Source organism: Acinetobacter nematophilus, assembly GCF_026344175.1.
In the GTDB taxonomy this organism is placed as follows: Bacteria; Pseudomonadota; Gammaproteobacteria; order Pseudomonadales; family Moraxellaceae; genus Acinetobacter; species Acinetobacter nematophilus.
This window is the reverse complement of sequence record NZ_JAPKMY010000013.1, coordinates 26,234-44,728: the sequence shown is the minus strand read 5'-3', so window position 1 is coordinate 44,728 and position 18,495 is coordinate 26,234. Positions and strand designations below refer to the sequence as shown.

Annotated in this window: 16 protein-coding genes; 10 read left to right on the top strand and 6 right to left on the bottom strand. The window is 38.0% G+C overall.

The window, feature by feature from the left end; all coding sequences use genetic code 11:
- Positions 1–76: 76 nt before the first annotated feature.
- Entirely contained in the window at positions 77–1,867 is a 1,791-nt protein-coding gene (gene argS / locus OSH00_RS18510; RefSeq protein WP_266131645.1) for an arginine--tRNA ligase, read from the bottom strand.
- 195 nt (positions 1,868–2,062) lie between these two features.
- Here argS and OSH00_RS18505 point away from each other — a divergent pair, with 195 nt between their 5' ends.
- Together OSH00_RS18505 and OSH00_RS18500 are read left to right on the top strand one after the other, a co-directional pair.
- Positions 2,063–2,482: a hypothetical protein gene (locus tag OSH00_RS18505; RefSeq protein WP_266131644.1), complete on the top strand. Its 420-nt coding sequence runs from the start codon at positions 2,063–2,065 to the stop codon at positions 2,480–2,482.
- Positions 2,483–2,539: 57 nt separating this feature from the next.
- Positions 2,540–2,809, top strand: a complete 270-nt coding sequence (locus tag OSH00_RS18500; RefSeq protein ID WP_266131643.1) for a DUF2798 domain-containing protein — start codon at positions 2,540–2,542, stop codon at positions 2,807–2,809.
- A 12-nt stretch (positions 2,810–2,821) separates the two neighbouring features.
- Here the strand turns inward: OSH00_RS18500 and OSH00_RS18495 are convergent, their stop codons facing one another.
- The gene (locus tag OSH00_RS18495) at positions 2,822–3,415 is read right to left on the bottom strand and encodes a hypothetical protein (RefSeq protein WP_196075086.1); all 594 of its coding nucleotides are present in this window, start codon (positions 3,413–3,415) and stop codon (positions 2,822–2,824) included.
- Positions 3,416–3,740: 325 nt separating this feature from the next.
- Between OSH00_RS18495 and OSH00_RS18490 the strand changes: the two genes are divergently transcribed.
- The 5 genes from OSH00_RS18490 to OSH00_RS18470 all read left to right on the top strand — a co-directional run bounded on the left by OSH00_RS18490 (position 3,741) and on the right by OSH00_RS18470 (position 12,577).
- Positions 3,741–5,438 (top strand): NAD-dependent malic enzyme, encoded by a 1,698-nt coding sequence (locus OSH00_RS18490; RefSeq protein ID WP_266131642.1) that lies wholly within the window; start codon positions 3,741–3,743, stop codon positions 5,436–5,438.
- 225 nt (positions 5,439–5,663) lie between these two features.
- Complete coding sequence (locus OSH00_RS18485) at positions 5,664–9,053, top strand: type VI secretion system Vgr family protein (protein WP_266131641.1); 3,390 nt, start codon at positions 5,664–5,666, stop codon at positions 9,051–9,053.
- 9 nt (positions 9,054–9,062) lie between these two features.
- Positions 9,063–9,548, top strand: coding sequence for a hypothetical protein (locus tag OSH00_RS18480; protein ID WP_266131640.1), 486 nt, complete (start codon positions 9,063–9,065; stop codon positions 9,546–9,548).
- Positions 9,545–11,929: a hypothetical protein gene (locus OSH00_RS18475; protein WP_266131639.1), complete on the top strand. Its 2,385-nt coding sequence runs from the start codon at positions 9,545–9,547 to the stop codon at positions 11,927–11,929. The genes OSH00_RS18480 and OSH00_RS18475 overlap by 4 nt, the downstream gene beginning before the upstream one ends.
- A 9-nt stretch (positions 11,930–11,938) precedes the next feature.
- The gene (locus OSH00_RS18470; RefSeq protein WP_266131638.1) at positions 11,939–12,577 is read left to right on the top strand and encodes a hypothetical protein; all 639 of its coding nucleotides are present in this window, start codon (positions 11,939–11,941) and stop codon (positions 12,575–12,577) included.
- 279 nt (positions 12,578–12,856) lie between these two features.
- Here the strand turns inward: OSH00_RS18470 and OSH00_RS18465 are convergent, their stop codons facing one another.
- Positions 12,857–13,777, bottom strand: coding sequence for a Dyp-type peroxidase (locus OSH00_RS18465; RefSeq protein WP_266131637.1), 921 nt, complete (start codon positions 13,775–13,777; stop codon positions 12,857–12,859).
- 161 nt (positions 13,778–13,938) lie between these two features.
- On the opposite strand from OSH00_RS18465, the gene OSH00_RS18460 reads away from it, so the two are divergent.
- Entirely contained in the window at positions 13,939–14,559 is a 621-nt protein-coding gene (locus tag OSH00_RS18460; RefSeq protein ID WP_266131636.1) for a LysE family transporter, read from the top strand.
- Positions 14,560–14,627: 68 nt separating this feature from the next.
- On the top strand, positions 14,628–15,248 hold the full coding sequence (locus OSH00_RS18455; RefSeq protein WP_266131635.1) for a LysE family translocator: 621 nt from the start codon (positions 14,628–14,630) through the stop codon (positions 15,246–15,248).
- 37 nt (positions 15,249–15,285) lie between these two features.
- Here OSH00_RS18455 and znuB read toward each other — a convergent pair whose 3' ends face one another.
- From znuB to OSH00_RS18440, 3 genes are read right to left on the bottom strand one after another with little or no spacing between them, the layout of a single operon-like run.
- Positions 15,286–16,092, bottom strand: a complete 807-nt coding sequence (znuB, locus tag OSH00_RS18450) for a zinc ABC transporter permease subunit ZnuB (RefSeq protein ID WP_196074692.1) — start codon at positions 16,090–16,092, stop codon at positions 15,286–15,288.
- Between the two features lie 3 nt (positions 16,093–16,095).
- Positions 16,096–16,896 (bottom strand): zinc ABC transporter ATP-binding protein ZnuC, encoded by an 801-nt coding sequence (gene znuC / locus OSH00_RS18445; RefSeq protein WP_266131634.1) that lies wholly within the window; start codon positions 16,894–16,896, stop codon positions 16,096–16,098.
- Positions 16,869–17,366, bottom strand: a complete 498-nt coding sequence (locus tag OSH00_RS18440; protein ID WP_004831994.1) for a transcriptional repressor — start codon at positions 17,364–17,366, stop codon at positions 16,869–16,871. Before OSH00_RS18440 ends, znuC begins: the two co-directional genes overlap by 28 nt.
- 137 nt (positions 17,367–17,503) lie before the next feature.
- On the opposite strand from OSH00_RS18440, the gene OSH00_RS18435 reads away from it, so the two are divergent.
- Positions 17,504–18,346: a metal ABC transporter substrate-binding protein gene (locus tag OSH00_RS18435; protein ID WP_266131633.1), complete on the top strand. Its 843-nt coding sequence runs from the start codon at positions 17,504–17,506 to the stop codon at positions 18,344–18,346.
- The last annotated feature ends 149 nt before the right edge of the window (positions 18,347–18,495 follow it).

The window sequence follows — 18,495 nt, the reverse complement described above, 5'->3', positions numbered from 1 at the left end:
TATTATTTATTGTTTAACATCGCATTCAAGCATAGTTTCGCTTGAGCGCGATGTAAAGTAATGATTTATTACTGACTTACATGCTTTCAGGTGCAGAAACACCAAGCAGTTCTAAACCATTACGAAGAACTTGCTGAACATTGGCAGACAGCAGTAAACGTGCTTGTGTCAATTCAGCATCTTCACCTAAAACCTTATTCTCGTTGTACCAACCATGGAATAAAGCCGCGAGTTCTTTCAAATAGTTACCCACTTGATGCGGTTCATAATTGTTTGCCGCCCGAATAATCACTTCAGGATAAGCAGCAAGTTTCGCCAAAATCTCAGCTTCTGCTTCAAGTTCTAATTTTGCAGCAAATTGACGTGCATTTTCAGGATCAAATTGAATATTTGTTGCTGCTGCTTTTTCTAACATACGGCAAATACGTGCGTGGGCATATTGAATATAATACACTGCATTGTCTTTGCTTTGTGATACCGCTAGATCTAGGTCAAAGTCGATATGTTGTTCAGATTTGCGCATGACATAATAAAAACGTGCCGCATCATTGCCAACTTCTTTACGAAGATCACGTAAAGTCACAAATTGACCAGAGCGAGATGACATTTGTACCATCTCTCCACCGCGCCATAAGCTTACAAACTGCACCAGTAACACGGTAAGTTTAGATGAGTCATACCCCATCGCATCAATGGCTGCCTTTACGCGTGAAATATAACCGTGGTGGTCTGAACCCCAGATATCAATCAGGTCCGTATAGCCACGTTGTAGTTTATTCAAATGGTAGGCAATATCAGAGGCGAAATATGTGGTTTGTCCATTACGACGTTTTACAACACGGTCTTTTTCATCGCCGAATTCAGTCGATTTAAACCAAATGTTGCCATCTTTTTCATACAGATAACCACGTTGATCTAAAGTTTGAAGTGCTTCGTCAATTTTATCAGTCAAAGATGCTTCACTGAACCATTGGTTAAAAGTAACGCCGAATTCCCCAAGGTCATCTTTAATATCATCTAAAATGGCATGTAGAGCCGCTTGATGGAATACACGATAGCCTTTACCAATCAGTGTTTGTGAGTTATGAATCAAGCCATCAATATGCTTTTCTTTATCGCCTGAAAGCACGACTTTGTTGCCATCAGCATCGAGTTCTTCAGCATATTGAACGTCTTCAGGAACATCTTTATAAATCTCAGCGACAGGACGCACATACGCATCACCATCTTTATCGATAATGCTTTGAGCAATTTCTTTAACATAGTCACCTTGATAGGCATTTTTTGGGAAAACTAAAGTTTGCCCAGTCAATTCTAAATAACGTAAATAAGTAGAGGTCGCAAGGATGTCCATTTGACGTCCTGCATCGTTGACATAATATTCACGATCAACTTTAGCACCTGTTGCTTCTAATAATGTTGCAACAGTCATTCCATACGCCGCACCACGACCATGCCCTACATGTAGGCTGGATGTTGGATTGGCAGAAACGAATTCAACTTGGATTTTTTTGGCAGCGTTGGCTTGGGTTTTACCAAACACATCTTTTTGTGCTTGAATTTGATCAAGTACAGCAAAGCGTTGATCTGCATTGAGGAAGAAATTGATAAAACCAGGTCCGGCAATTTCAGCTTTTGCAATATCAACCACTTCTGGGAGATTTGCTAAAATTTTCTCAGCAAGATCACGTGGTTTCATACCCGCAACTTTTGCACCCATCATGGCAATGTTTGATGCGAAATCACCGTGGCTTCGGTCTTTGGTTCGCGTTAAAACACTTGTGTTTTTCCAGTCAGATGGAAGAGTCCCTTCAGCTTGTAGGGATTGCACTGCATGATCAAGAGCTGCTTGTATGGCCGTATTCATAATCTATAGAGAAATAAATGTCGCAGAAAAACGCTAAATATAGCAAATTTTAAGCCTTTTAGGGGAATGCATTTGTATAGAATAAAACTTATTCAATTGGAAAAATCGCAGTCTTCGACTTTTTATCTATTTTCGTTATTGAAAAGGTCAACTGACAGCGCAAATTGGTCTTGTTTCAAAAAAGGATAACTGGTGATGTTGGTGAGTTTTTTGGATCAATTTGATGATCAGGAAATAAAAAAAGAACAAATTATTCGACTGTTTAATCAGGTTAAAGCGCAAGATCTTGAATTTTCAAACTCAGGCTATTTTGCACTGAATATTCCAAATCAAGGACAAATCATTCTGTTATTTTGGTTTGTTGACAGTAAACGCTTGATCTTGCGCTATGACAAAAATATCCCTACCGTACAACAAGGCGAATCTTGGTTAACTTGCAATGAACAAATGAATTCGAAACTTTTTGATATTGGAGACGATACTTGGCTGCCTTTAAATGCAATCATTTCATTGGAGATTGCTTTAAATTGCATAGCAATGTTCTACGATGAACCAATGAGCTTACCTAATGAAACAAAGTGGCAAAATGTGTCGGATGTGATGTGGAATGATTGATTGTTTCACTCACTTGAAAAGCATAAAATTGTCTTGCCTATTCAATTTTGAGTCCTCATGTCAAATATGCCTCCCACGATTATTGGAAATATTCCGAAACTCCCTGCAAAATTCGCTGCATGGATCATGCCTCTGTTTTTATCTTGTTTAATGAGTGGAATGGTCTCATTGATTAATATGTGGATTAATGTTGGCTTAGTTGAGGGTTTTTGGACGAAATGGCTTTCAGCATGGATGGTTTCTTGGGCAGTGGCATATCCAGTTGTATTGGTTGTTTTACCTCTCGTTCGTCGACTGACTGCTGTGTTTGTAGATATGCCTAAATAAAGTTGTGCTATTTTACATACAACTGACGGGTTTGCTGAGTAATTCAGCATGTCCATTGTTAAAAGTATAAAGCTTAGAATTGTTAAAAATCTTAATGACTTTTGCCTTACTCAGAGTAGCTTGGAAAGTCGGCATTTTTTTCGCATTGACCAAATCAAAAGGATTGCCATAGTTCTTATTATCCACCAGGAACTGCACTTGACCTGCTTGTGGATCATGCGCTTTCAGTAATTCTTTGCCGTCTTTGTCTTCGATACTGAAACCAGATTTCTGCGAAGGAATTTTACAGTTTAAACGTAAATATAAAATATTGCCGTCAGCAGCTTTGTTTTGTAGGGTATAAATTCCCTGTAAATCATTTTCAATATAGACCCATTGCCCAGTGGGCATATTGAGTTTCATTTGTTCAAGCTTTTCCAAGGTCGCTTTACTGACATCAACGACACCTTGTTTATCAACTTCAGGAACTTTTGCTTCACCGAGGCCGACCAAGCTTTTGACCTTTTCAGTGGTTTTGGAAACACCAGAAGATACTTTTTTTGCTGTTTGACAACCAGTACAGAGCACCACAGTGCTAATCAGAAGGATAAAAATATTTGTGTTCATTGTTATTGGATGTGCTTCATTTGATTGAGAACAAAATAAATTGAAATATGCAAAAAATCAATCATCATGCAAGCGGATTAGAAAGCAAGTCACTTGAATAATTTATTTAATGCCTTGTTATTTATATAAAAAATTATAATTTGTATCAAATGTATAACGGATTTTTCAAAAATGAGAATAATTTATCATTCTGTAAAATACTTTGAATATCACTATCACGTATCTAAATACCCATTTAGTCGAAAATAGGCTTAAGCTTGTATGCGACCAAAGTCGTAGCTTAGCAAAAGATAGAAGCAGAATGACTGCTTCAATGAGAATGGAAATGCCAACGGAAACCTTGAAAAAATATCCTCTATATATTCATTACGCAGGCAATGCCTTACTAGAACTGCCATTACTCAACAAAGGCTCTGCCTTCACAGAGCAAGAAAGAACTCAGTTCAACTTACACGGTTTGATTCCTCATGTGATTGAAAGTATCGAGGAACAGAGTCAACGTTCTTATCAGCAGTATTGTTCTTTTAGTGAAGCAATCAATAAGCATATTTATTTACGAAATATTCAAGACACCAACGAAACACTTTTTTACCATCTGATTGAAAATCATTTAAGTGAAATGATGCCGATTATTTATACACCAACAGTGGGTGAGGCATGTCAGCGTTTTTCGGATATTTATCGACGTCATCGTGGTGTATTTATTTCTTACCCTGATCGTAAATATATTGATGAGATCATCCATAACGTCAATCGTAAGAACGTTAAAGTGATTGTGATTACAGATGGTGAACGTATTCTTGGTTTAGGTGACCAAGGTATCGGTGGTATGGGTATTCCAATCGGAAAATTATCACTTTATACCGCGTGCGGCGGTATTAGTCCCGCATATACATTGCCAATTACAATAGATGTGGGAACCAATAATCAACAATTGCTCAATGATCCAATCTATATGGGATGGTCACAACCACGTGTCAGTGGTGACGAATACTATGAGTTTGTAGACGAAGTAATTGCCGCAGTGAAACGTCGATGGCCAAAAGCGTTGATTCAATTTGAAGATTTTGCACAAAAGAATGCGATGCCGTTGTTGGAAAAATATCGTGATAAGATTTGCTGCTTTAACGATGATATTCAAGGTACAGCAGCTGTGTGTGTAGGAACACTGATTGCGGCAAGTCGTGCGGCAGGCAAACAGCTGAAAGATCAAAAAGTAACTTTCTTGGGTGCAGGCTCAGCGGGTTGTGGGATTGCAGAACAGATCATTGCGCAAATGGTGGCTGAAGGTTTAACCGATGCAGAAGCACGCGCGCAAGTCTTTATGGTTGATCGTTTTGGTCTGATCACTGAAAATCAGCCAAACTTACTTGATTTCCAACGTAAACTTGCACAGAAGCCTGATGATGTTGCGCATTGGGGCAATGCAGAAGAAATTATTTCTCTACTGGATGTCGTTAAAAATGCCAAACCAACGGTATTGATCGGTGTATCGGGTCAACCGGGCTTATTTACAGAAGAAATCATTAAAACCATGGCTGAAAATTGTGAATACCCAATTGTATTGCCGCTATCCAATCCGACTTCACGTGTCGAAGCGGTTCCTGCCGATATTATTCAATGGACTGAAGGCAAAGCATTGATCGCAACAGGTAGTCCTTTTGCACCAGTGAATTATCATGGTGAAACATTTAATATTTCCCAATGTAATAACTCTTATATTTTCCCAGGTATCGGTTTAGGTGTTGTGGCAGTTCAGGCTACGCGTGTTACAGATAACATGTTAATGGCATCAAGTTCGGCTTTGGCAGATTGTTCACCAAAGTTACAAGATATTCATGCGGACTTGCTACCGGATTTAAACGAGTTGCAGAAAGTTTCTAAAATTATTGCATTTAAAGTGGCCAAAGCAGCAATGCAAGATGGTGTTGCCACTGTAATGAGTGATGAACAATTACTCGAAAGCATTGAGCAAAACTTTTGGAAACCTGCTTACCGTGATTATAAGCGTGTTCCTTTCTAAGCATTTCCAATTTTTATAGAAGGGGCAAATTGCCCCTTTTGTAATAGGATAAACGGATAAAATTGAAGGTTGGTATTGATTTAAATATCTATATTTTTCTCATAAAAATGAGATGGATTTTGAGTTTGTCAGTTACAAAAATAAAAATTTTAACAATTTCTGTATGTCTTTCTCTGAGTTTTTATTTACAATAAGCCAACATGTCATTGAATATCAATAACTAAAATGTTGAGAAATATTAATACTTTACTTGAAAGTTTTGGGTTAGGGTTACAGACAAGGGCTGTCCATGTCCAATTCTCAAATCAAACCTTAAATGGCAGTGTATTTCTACAGTGCATTCAGGGACAACAATATATTAATCAAGGATTGAAAGCAGAATTACTTTGCCTTTCAACCAATGCACATATTGCTTTAAAACAATTTATAGGTTGTCAGGTTTCTGTTGACCAAGTCACTGACTTTGGGGAACTCTATCGAACCACAGGAATCATTACTGGCGCAAGTCAAGGACAAAGTGACGGTGCATTAAGTATTTACAAGCTCACGCTTGAAGATGCGACCAGCCTTTGGCATAAACGTCGCAATAGCCGCGTTTTCATGAATAAAAGTATTTTGGAAATATCTGAAGTTTTATTCAAGGAATGGCAAACCAAAAGTGCATTATTTGCATCTAGTTTGAGTTTGGATAGCCGTGGTTTAAAAAAACAATATGATGTGCGTCCTTTTGTGATGCAATCAAACGAAACAGATTACGAATTTTTAACAAGATTGTGGCGTAGTGAGGGCATTAACTGGTTAGTTGATGAATCTGAACGTATAGTTCCCGTTTCCGCTGCACAGATTCAAACCCAGAAATTAAGATTGATTGATGACAATAGTCAATATGAAGCAATGCCTAGACGCAGTATACGCTTCCATCGCAGTCATGCAACAGAACGATTTGATACCATTACCAGCTTAATTGCACAACGATCAATCCAATCCACAGCCGTACAAGTGCAGCGTTGGCAAGCTGACAATCTCGCACAAGATCAGGGTGATAGTCAACTCAGCAATCATCAGCATAGTGAACAACAAGACAATGAAACGTTGAGTTTAGAGCAGGCGTGGACCATTAGCCCAGCATGGACCAGTGACCTCAAAGGTGAAGACCAAACCACTGCTTCAAGTTCGACTCAAGTCGATAAACTCAGTACTCAACTTTCACAATACCAAGAACTACAAGCCAAATATTTTACCGCAATCAGTTCAGTACGTGATGCACAAGTTGGTTATTGGTTTGAGTTGAGAGAGCATCCGGAAATTGATCAGCATGAAGGTTCAGATCGCGAGTTCTTGATTCTCGGTAAAACCTTCTATAATCAGAATAATTTACCGAAAGAACTGCAAGATCAACTTTCTAAACTGCTTAATTTAAACTATTGGAATCATTTGATTAAAGATCAGCGTCAAGCCAATGAACTATCATTGGTACGACGCAGAATTCCAGTCGTTCCAGAATACAATCCATTAACACACAGACCGTCTGCATTCCCGCAACGCGCTAAAGTGGTGGGTCCACAAGGTGAAACAATTTATGTGGACCAATGGGGACGTATTAAAGTTCGTTTCTTGTTTACCCGTAGCGACGATAATAGCCATGACGGTGGTGCAGGTTCCAATGATAACGATACCGACTCAGCATGGGTGGATGTATTAACCTCATGGGCAGGAGAAGGTTACGGGACACGTTTTCATCCGCGGATTGGTGAAATCGTGGTGATTGATTTCTTTGATGGCAATGTAGATCGTCCATTTGTGATGGGGCGTTTACATGAAGCAGAACGCCATCAAACCATGTTTGATGTCAAAGGTCAGCTTCCAGATACCAAGAAACTCAGTGGTATCCGCTCATCTGAAGTCGGTGGTTCAGGCTTTAACCAACTCCGATTTGATGACACGACTGGGCAAATCAGTGCCCAACTGCAAAGCAGTCACGCAGCCACACAACTTAATTTGGGAAATTTAAGTCATCCCAAAGATAAAGAAACCAGCAATGGGCGTGGCGAGGGTTTTGAATTAAGAACAGATGCTTATGGTGCGGTACGTGCAGGAAAAGGCATGCTTATCACGACCTATGCCCAAGAAAATGCGATTGCAGATCATTTAGAAGCAGCCCAAGCACAGTCTTTGTTGAATCAAGGAGCTGAAAGCATGAAGGTGCTAAGTGAGATTGCTGTTAAGCAACAAACCGATGCATTGAATGTTATCAATCGTTTGCCTAAATTCATTCAATCCCTTGAATTAAAAAGTGCAGGACAGGCATTAAATACAACTCTAAATCTATTTAAAGAAGGGGTGAGTCATGATCCCTTGAATGCTTTAAAAGATTGTGGTGGATTCATTAAAGATATTGGTGCCTTAGGTGGTAATGCAAAAGGTATTGTGGATGAATTTAATGAATATTTTTCTGATGCGAAAGAAGCCGTTGAAAACTTAAAAGCATTTATTGAAAATGTGGAAGAACACGGTACAGATATCATTAAAGGCAAGCTTGCGAGCCTAAAAGATAATATTAAATCTAATCCTTTTGAATCCATCAGTAATGTGGGTAAAGTCTTATCCAATGTCGAAATCAAAGATTTTGACATCATGAGCACCTGTGGAACATTTAACAAGGGTAATAAGCTTGAAATTAAGCCGCTGGAGGCTTTGAGTAGTTTGCAGGGCTTTATGGAGGGCTATACACAAGGTCTGGAAAATAGCAGTGACAACGCCAAACAAGAACAAGGTAAGATTTTCCGTCAAGCATTGATGTTATTGGCTTCGCCAAATGGGATTGCATTAACCACACCAGAAGACATTATTCTTCAAGCTTCTCAAGATATTGCTGAAAGTGCACATGGTTCGATTAACCTGAGCGCTCAGAAGAATATTGTGGGTCATGCACAGGATAAAATTAGTTTGTTTGCTGCACAGAAAGGGTTAAGTGCGTTTGCTGCAAAAGGACCGATAAAAGTACAGGCACAGGATGACTTGATTGAAATCATTGCAAAGAAAGTGATTAAGCTGATTGCAACTGAAGACAAGATTGAGCTGACCAGTTCTAAAGAGATCGATCTAAAAGCGGGTGGTTCTCAGTTGGTGGTGAATGGGAGTGGTGTCTTTATTAAAACTGGTGGAAAGTTTGAAGTGAAGTCAGGACAACATTTGTTTACCAGTGGGGCAACAGTTAATGCGCAGTTGCCGAAAATGCCTGAGAGTGGAATTTTTAGCCGACGTTTTGATTTTGGTAATATTTTTAGTAAAGATGAATTAAAACAGCAGGTCAGATTTAAGTTCGTAAATCATTCACGAAAAACTGAATTTGTTGGTGTTTTGGATGACCTTGGACGCACACAACGGTTTTTCAGTGATAGTGCTGACAATGTGGAAGCAATTATTCTTGGGCATGATAGTGAAGATTTAAAAGAATTAATAGTTATAAAGAACGATATTGATGACACTACAGATCATAGTAGTTGTGAGGGTGAGGGCTGTTGTGGCGCTGCAGATGATCATGATGCAATAGAAGATCAAAATGAATCTTGTAATGAAGATTTAGAAGCAGATTTTTGTAATTTTGGAAAGTAAGGCTTGATCATGAAAACAATATTTTCTTTCTTATTCATTTTATTATTTGTGACTTGGTGTAATGCAGAAGTTATCAAGGAATTTCCAAAACGGAACATAGATAATGAAGTCGTAAGCTTTAATTATATAGAATCTGATAAATGTAGCTTTCAGCGTAAAGATATTAAAGAGCCTGTCTCTAAGCTTTTAAAGCAAAATAAGATAGATCTCAATACAGGTCATTGGTTACATATTCCTGATGAATGTTGGAATATCAAAAGTTCAGATCAAAATATTTTACTCATCTCATTAACGAATAAAAATAAGCCTCAGAAATTTTATATTATTGATGACGGTAAGAGTTTAGGTGATGTAATGCTCAATCTTAATGAAGACCTGAGTTTCAATTTTGATAACAATAAAATGAAATTTTCTACAAATATGAGTGATAAAACAAAAAATAAAGTTCTAATTTTATTTAAACAAATTGATCAAGAATCTAAGGGGGCACTATGAGTTTTGTTTCTCCAGTAAATGGAAAGTCATTTGGTGAGGATAGGCAAGCATATATATATGCAGTATCTCGTCGAGAGTCTTCATCAGATTTGAGTTTATCTGATCTTGTCGATCCTAATTTGACTGCTAGAAAAGTACATAATGGTAAAACTGCAGGTTATGGATTTATTGGTTATTTTCAATTTGGCGAAAGTGCACTTTATGATTTGGGGTATTTTAAGCCACCATATACTTTTAGTAATGATTCTAATAGCCTTTTTCAGAAATCATTTTCGGTTAATGACTGGAGTGGAAGTTGGACGGGTTTAGATGATGTCACTTCGAAAAGTGTTTTTCTCAAAGATCGAACGGTTCAAATAAAAGCATTTAATAAATGGATCAATACACTCTGTACTAGGCTGAATAATCGAAATGTAAATGAATTTTATGGCGTTCGTATTAATGGGGTTGAAATTACAGAGTCAGGATGCATTGCAGGAGCACACTTAAAAGGTCCTAAATATGTTTTAGAGTTTGTACAGGGTCTAGGCAACCAAGCTGATGCTTTTGGAACAAAAGTGGGTGAATATATATCATTATTTGCTCATTATGATTTAGAAAGCTGTTGTAATCGTAAGATTTATATAAATGTTGTGGACGAACAAGGGAATGCTGTTTCAGGTAAAAAAATTATAGTAGAGTCTGAGTACAAAGAAGGAAAATATTATAGCAAAATTGGAAAGATTTCTAATGATTATAAAACAAGTGAAGAAGGAAAAATTCCTGTAATTGTTAGGCATCCTGGTACTAAAATAAAAATAATTGTTGATGGAAAAGCACTTGAGATTACGCAGCAAAAAGATAAGAAGGAAAGTTATACAATCAAATTAACCAAACAAATATCAGTACCCGTTGTTTTAGAACAGAATAGTGCTCCTCAACCAAAACCACAGGCGAATAAAACGCCTCAAGAAGTTAGAAATGAGCAAGCTCCAAGTATTACAGAAGAATCTAAAGCAGTTGAAACGAAAGATGTGAACTTCAATATACAGATTGTTGAAGCTGATACTGGAAAACCAATCTCAAATATGGGCTTTTTTCTTACGTATAAAAATAATATTAAAAAGCATTCTGCAGATGGGAGCGGTATAAAACATAATATTTCAGCAGAAGTTGGTCAAGATATAGAGGTTTCTGTTTCAGGGGATGGGAAATACCAAAAGATTCATCACTTCAAGGTTGAAGAATCACTCTCTAATCAGACAATCAAAGTGAGACTACCAGTTCATAGTTTTCAGATGATTGTCAAAAAAGATGATCAAATTGTTCCAAATACCGCTGTAACTATCTTTTATCGAGGTCGGCAAATTTCAAAAAAAACCAATGTTGCAGGTGTAATTAACTTAAAAATGTTAGTTGGTTTTGTATATGGTTTTGGTGTCGGTTCAAATTCATTGGTAAAAGCTCGGGTAATTAATGGAAGTCCATATAGGATATTTAGAATAAATGAAGGTTTTATTAAGGAATCGAGACGATTAGAATCAGGGCAAAAAGTTCCACAACAAAACCCTGTTACTAATGCGCCATCCCAAAGTAAGCCTAATCCACCAGCCCCTGCTAAAGTACCAGAAGTTAAACAAGAGCCACCTAAAGTGTCTCAACAAAATACTCATACAGAGAATGGGGGTAAACCTTTAACAACTGTTTCTAATCAAACACCCGCAACAAGTGATACGACGCGTTATCATATTTACTCTGATGGTAAAATCAAAAGAGAGAATGCAGCTGCAACAGGTTTTGCTGAATATATTTATTATGATAAAAATGGGCAATCACATCATATTGGCAAAACTGAATTTATAGTCGCACCTAAACGTAAAAAAGGTAATGGGGTCGTAGGTGGAAATGTTTATTTGGTAGACCAACGGACGCTCAAATCCTACAAGAGTCCGGATGGTAAAGTCGGATATTTGTGGGATATTTATTTACCTGGTCGATCAAGATATTATCTGAAGGGAGATGCGTTTGCAGCAGTTATTGGTGCGATGTGTTCTTTAGGATATGGTTATTATCACGGTTCTGGATTTAGTGCTCGAGATGGTCGATCGGTAGGTAGTGATTCACACTTCAACGGGATTAATGGGGATTTTCGCTATTTAGGAATTAATGGTTGCCATAAAGATGGTCCAGTTCTTGTCAGCCACGTTGATAGATTTGACTGGGATGCGAATGTAAGATTTGTAAATGCACTGTATCTTTTCGGTTATAAATCATTTGGATCGCAAGTGATGAAGAGAAAAGGTCAACCAAACAGAACTTTGCCCCATGTCACTTTTACAAATGGTGATCACGATAACCATTTACATTTACAGGGTTATCAACCGAATATTCAGGATATATAAAGGCATCTTATGTACATCAAAAAGTTTATCCCGTTATTGATTTTATTTTCACTTGCAGCCTGTCAAAAGGCTGAAAATAAGATGTTAAACAGTGATTCTCAAAACTTGAGTGAATCACAGGTGAATACCAGTCCTTTAATTAATGAATATAAGCAAATTAAATTGCCATTTGATTCCAAAACTTTATTGATCAATGATAAATTCATTCAATTAGATAAATACCCAGTTAATCAGAAGGATTTAAAGCTATTTTATTCTGGAGAAGATCCAGCTCGAATTTTGATGACAACTGTCAAGAAACTAGGAAATAAAGAATATTTACTAGGCTTAATTGCCGTGAATTTTAATAATTATGAGGGTTCAGGACCCGCTCAAGTTTTATTTTTATCTGGTGGTGAAAATAATCAGCATAAATATAAAAATACATTATTTATTACGATGGGAGGTAAGTTTCCAATCTTGGATCATCAAGTCAAAAGATTTAATGATATAAATGAAAATAAATTGAAAAACTATTGTATCCAATCTTTTGTTATTAATAATGATTTTAGTAAAAATGAGGAAATGAAATGTGTGGGAAATGAACCAAGTATTGAAAAAAAGAATTTTAGATTAAATGTTAATCGACCTGGGTATGATGAGTTTTAAAATTGTGTTTCATTGGCTGTAGATATTTCATGGTATCTGTGGGTTGATAGGGAGTAATATTATTGACAAAATTACTCTGTTTAATCAACTTTTAAGTCTTGTTTGCTCGATATTGATAAAGCTAGACTAGGCGCACTTAAACGATTAGATCAAGTTTATTCAGCTCAATAATTAAGCTTTACAAGATATTTAAATTGCATAAATTAATAGATCTTTCTTTTGATTTAAAACATTGAATTTGTTTAAGGAATAGTTATAACGAACTATTCCTTATCTATTTTAATCTTCCAAAATCTCTTCCAACACTTCTTCATTCGGTGCAAAGAAGTACGCACCATCGACAGGGGTTACAAAGTGCAATAAACGGTCATGAATTCCATCCCCTTGGGTACCAAACATATTGACTAACATCCGATCAATACGGGTTAAATCTTTGGTATAAGCAATAAAAAATAAGCCTTGTTCACCTTGACCATCGCCATAAGGCAGAGAGTGACGCAGAATTTCCAATTCATCACCTTCATCATCTTCGATAACAACACGCGCAATATGGGCATTTTCAGGTTTGTGCTCATCGTCCATCTCAATACTTTCTAATTTAGAACGACCAATCACATTTTCCTGCGCATCTACTTTTAAACGTTTCCATTTTTCAAGTTCATGGACATAACGCTGTGCAAAAATAAACGATCCATCTTGGAAAATACCTGAATCTTCACCCAATAAAGCCGTCTCCGCACGATCATCAGGAAATTGAGGGTTTTCGGTACCATCAATAAATCCCGTCAGGTCACGACCATCGAGATAACGGAAACATACACGTTCGTCTAAAACTTCAACTTGATCTTGGATACCATCAAAAAAGGATTGGCTCAGTGCAAAACAAATGTCAGTACGTGCAGAAGCAATGTGAATCAGAACATCAGCAGGAACAACGGGCATTTGAAATGCGCCTTGAATCGGTTCTAACTGTTTAAATCCCAGAGGAGCAGTATGATAAAGCCTTGACCAAAGTTTTGGACCAAAAGCGATTGCGGTTTTAATCTCAGCTTCGGGGTGTTGCGTGATCAGGCGATCACGTGTACTTAATAGCGCATTGAGACGCTTTTTTAAGCCATCAATAGACAGATTTTTTAAATTTAAAACGATAAAACGCGCGTGGTCAGAAGGTAAAGGTAAAATTACAGATTGGGCTGTCATATCGTGATGGCTCCTCAATTTTTATTTATCAATTTACTTATTGTGCATGAACTGGCAAGAGCTGAATAGTAAAGTCTTATATTTTTTACCAATTAAATTAATCGAAATGTGTCGTTTTAAAACCGCTATAATGCCTTGTTCAAAATATTTTATTTTTTGTTATGTCCTATCAAGTTTGGTTTGCATATATGTTGGCGTGTTGGGTGATTAGTATATCACCTGGTGCTGGCGCTATTGCGTCAATGTCGAGTGGTCTAAATTATGGTTTTCGCCGTGGTTATTGGAATGCAATTGGCTTACAGCTGGCATTGCTGGTGCAAATTGTAATTGTTGCTGCTGGAGTCGGTGTATTATTTGCCACCACACCGATGGCTTTTCTTGCGGTGAAATGGTTTGGAGTGTTCTATTTACTCTACTTGGCCTATATGCAATGGACAGCTAAAACACAATCTATAGACATCCCAACTGAACAACCGACAAAATCCATTCCTAAGTTGGTTCTCTACGGCTTTGTGGTCAATATCAGTAATCCAAAAGCAATCGTATTCTTACTTGCTGTCTTGCCTCAATTTTTAGATCTGTCTAAACCTCAATGGATTCAATATGTGATTATGACGATCACGATGATTACGATTGATTTAATGGTGATGGCTGGCTATACAGGATTGGCTGCAAAAGTTTTGAGATTGCTTAAATCTCCCGAGCAGCAGAAGTATATGAATCGCACCTTTGCCGTATTATTTAGTTGTGCCGCAGGTTTATTAAGTTTAGTACATCAATAAAATTTCATGAATTAAGCTGTTTACCAATCAATAACAATCAATAAAACATTTAATATGCCGAGGGTCGTTTGAATTATCTAGAATTTTATCTGTATGCCATCAGCGTAATTATTATGATTGCAACACCTGGACCAGTCATGATTTTGGTGGCAAGTGCAGGTTTAAAAGGAGGTTATCGCAAATCATTACAAACCATCGTGGGAACAAATCTTGCATCATTGGTATTGATTGCAATTTCCATTTTAATTCTAAAAGGCATGCTGAGTGTAAATGAAACACTTTTCCTGATCATTAAAATTCTGGGATGCCTTTATATCGCTTATCTCGGTTATGGCATACTCAAAGAGGTTTGGTTTCAGCATGGTCAACCGTTAAATGCTGTACTTTCACCAGTAGACGGAGGGCTGGCGAGAGGCTTTTTGGTCGGTATTTCAAATCCAAAAGATATTATTTTTTTCTCATCATTCTTTCCGCAATTTATTCATGTTCACTCTGATCTGAATATGAGCTTGGTTATTCTTGTGATCACATGGATTATCTTGGATTTTCTCACTTTATCTGTAGTCTACTTGTCTTTTAATCAGCTCTCCAAAAGTAGAATTTATCCCAAAATATTGGGACTTTGTGGGCTGATTTTAATCACAATTGCATTTTACGGCTTATACGTTTCTATCCAAAACTTGCTTTAAAAATAAGATTTCAACTGAATCGTAAAATGACCTTGATTCAGTTGAAACGCCCTTTTTTGACTTTCATGGTACAGAAGATCAGTGCAAACAATAAGGACATGGTTAAAACGATACTTAAACCTGTTGAGATATTCAATGCAGCACTCGACCATAAGCCTACAGTCACCCCAATTTGTGCAATCACAAAAGCACCGACCACCATTTGTTTAGGAGAATGTGAAATCAAACGTGAGGCTAAGGCGGGGATGACGAGAAGAGCACCCATCAACAATGAACCAACTGCACGTAAGGCAAGAACTGTAAATAATGCCAATAACAACATAAAAATCAAACGTTGCCATTTGGCATTGACACCTTCACTCACTGCAATGTCAGGATCAATTGCAATTTGTATTTGTGCTTGCCAGTGATAATAAAGAATTGCTAAAGCACCTATAATCACAGCAGCGAAAACAGCCAAGTCAGACCATTCAATGGTAAGTAAATCACCGAATAAGTAGCTCAATAGCTCTGGACGCAAAGCAGGTAAGTGTTGAATCAGTAATAGACCAGAACAGAGCAGGGTAGCTGCACATAACGCAAGCAAGGCATCATTAGGCAGACGAGGGTCATGTAAAACCCAAAGTACAGCAACTAAAAGAATCGCAGTGAAGGTAACGCCAACCCAGAGCGGTAAACTTAGAACGGCAGCTAAGGCAACGCCAAGCAAAGTGCCATGCGCCATGGTATCTGCAAAGAAGGACATTCTCCGCCAAAGCATCAAACAACCTAAAGGCGCAGTTAGAAACACCAACAGTGTTCCCATGATCCATGCAGGTAAGAGTAATTCTAACCATTCCATCATGGTTTAAGCTTCCGGTTCAGGGTGAATGTGAGGATGAGAACCATGCTCACAGGTCTTGGCAGAATCACCGTGGGCACAATGATCATGATGATGTTGATAAAAGGCATGTTGCTTACCAAAGGTATCACCAAATAAAGCCCGATACTCAGGATGTTGCTGAATGCTGTCTGGTAAACCACTACAACAGATATGCTTGTTTAAACATATGACACGCTGTGTGCCTTGCATCACCCATTGTAAATCGTGAGAGACGATCAAGATGGCACAGCCATAGCGTTCAGGCAAGCTTCGAACATAACTATATAATTCTGCCTCAGACTGGATGTCTAAACCTTGCATAGGCTCATCCAAGACCAAAATATCAGGTTGGCGTAATAATGCCCGTGCTAATAAAACGCGTTGACGCTCACCACCAGAAAGTTGTTGTACTTTAGCGTTTTCGAGTTTTGCAATGCCCGTATCGCGGATAATTTCGGCTTTAATGGCTTTATCGCATTTTTCCAGATCAAGCAGGTCCTTAACCCTTAATGGAAGACTATGAGAGGGGTTAAATTTCTGAGGTACATAGGCGAGTTTCAGTTTTGATGAGCTGACAATACTCCCTGAATTGGGTTTTAAAATACCCAACAGAACTTTGATCAATGTGGATTTGCCTGCACCATTGGGACCAATGAGCGTGACAATTTCTTTTTCTTGCAGTGAAAAATCTACATTTTTTAAAATATCACGATCATCAATCTGGACATTGATCTGCTTTAGCTGAACAAGGGGAGTGTTCACGCTTTGCTTGAGCACTGCTGACATATTCCTGAAATCTCAATAATACTATGATGTGCTTTGAACTGGTCGGACTCTGCTAAATGATTCAATTGTTGAATCAAACCTATTGCTGAAGCTTCTTTCACTGTATGACATTCAGTACAGATCAGAAAAGCGGCTTGATGCCCTTCACGTGGATGACAGCAAGGGATATAGGCATTAATAGAGGTTAAGCGATGAATAAAGCCTTTTTCCAAGAGGAAGTCGAGTGTTCTATATACGGTTGGAGGAGCTGCTGGACGTTCCGCGGCTCCTTTCATCTTGGCTAGAAGGTCATATGCACCCACTGGTCCTGATGCATTCAAAATCAACTCCAGTACTTCTTTGCGTAGGGGAGTAAGACGCGCGCCTGAGGTGGCACAAAGGTTTTCTGCTTCTGATAAACGCTCTTGTACATTGAGATGATCGTGTACACCATGCAAAGTATCATGGTGTTCGTGTGAACATAAGCTCATATCAGACCTCAAAACTTCTTATTTGAATGAAGACAATCGTAAATATTAACATGAAGCTCTATCAACTTACGAATGGCGTAGGTATTTTTTAACTTTTGTTATACTATAACATAAATTTTTTTTGGTAATACACTCCCATGAATCGCATTATCGCCTTTTGCTTATGTGCATTATTTGCTAGTGTCACTTGGGCTCAAGCGCCTTTGGTGGTCTCAACTCATCCTATTTATCTGATCGCAAAAGAAATCACCCAAGGGGTAGAAGAACCTATTTTACTGTTGGGAAATCAGACAGGACATGATGTACAGCTAACACCAGATAACCGAAAGACGATTATGGAGGCTTCATTGGTGGTTTGGTTGGGGAAAGCACACGAAGCACCTTTGGAAAAAGTTCTTGGAGACAATACCAAAGCCATCTCCATTCTTGACTCAGGCATCATTCAGGCACTTCCACTCAGAAACCCCAAAGGTGTTGCACTGAAAGACACTATAGATACCCACGTTTGGTTAGACCCGAACAATGCCGTGCGTATAGGCTTCTTTATTGCAGCATTGAGATCACAACAGCATCCTGAAAATAAAACTGTTTATTGGAACAATGCGAAAAAGTTTGCCAGTGAAATGTTGTCTGCTTCACAAAAAATTACTACGGCAGGTGCTGCACGTCCCTATTGGGCATATCATGATGCATACCAATATCTTGAACGTTCACTCAATTTAAAATTTGCAGGTGCAATGACAGATGATCCTCATGTGGCCCCGACGGTTACACAGATCAAGTTTTTAAATGATACGCGTCCTTACAAAAAAATGTGTTTACTGGCAGAAGCCAGTGCAAGTCCGAGTCAATATCGAAAATTGGGAGAAATTTCTTTTCAATCCGTAGATGAGACTTTAGCAAAACAACAAGATTTTGTGGTTGCATGGCAAGCTTTGGCACAACAGACACAAGCCTGCGTACTTAATGCACGAAAATAATGTAAAAATTAATCAACAATTGCTCATATGAAAAGCAACCTGTATATCGAAAAAAACACGACTAAGGTCGGGAAAAGATTGCATGTTCAGGGGTGTAACTCTATAATGCCTGCGATTAAAAACGATCATCAGCTAAACTTGTCAAGCAT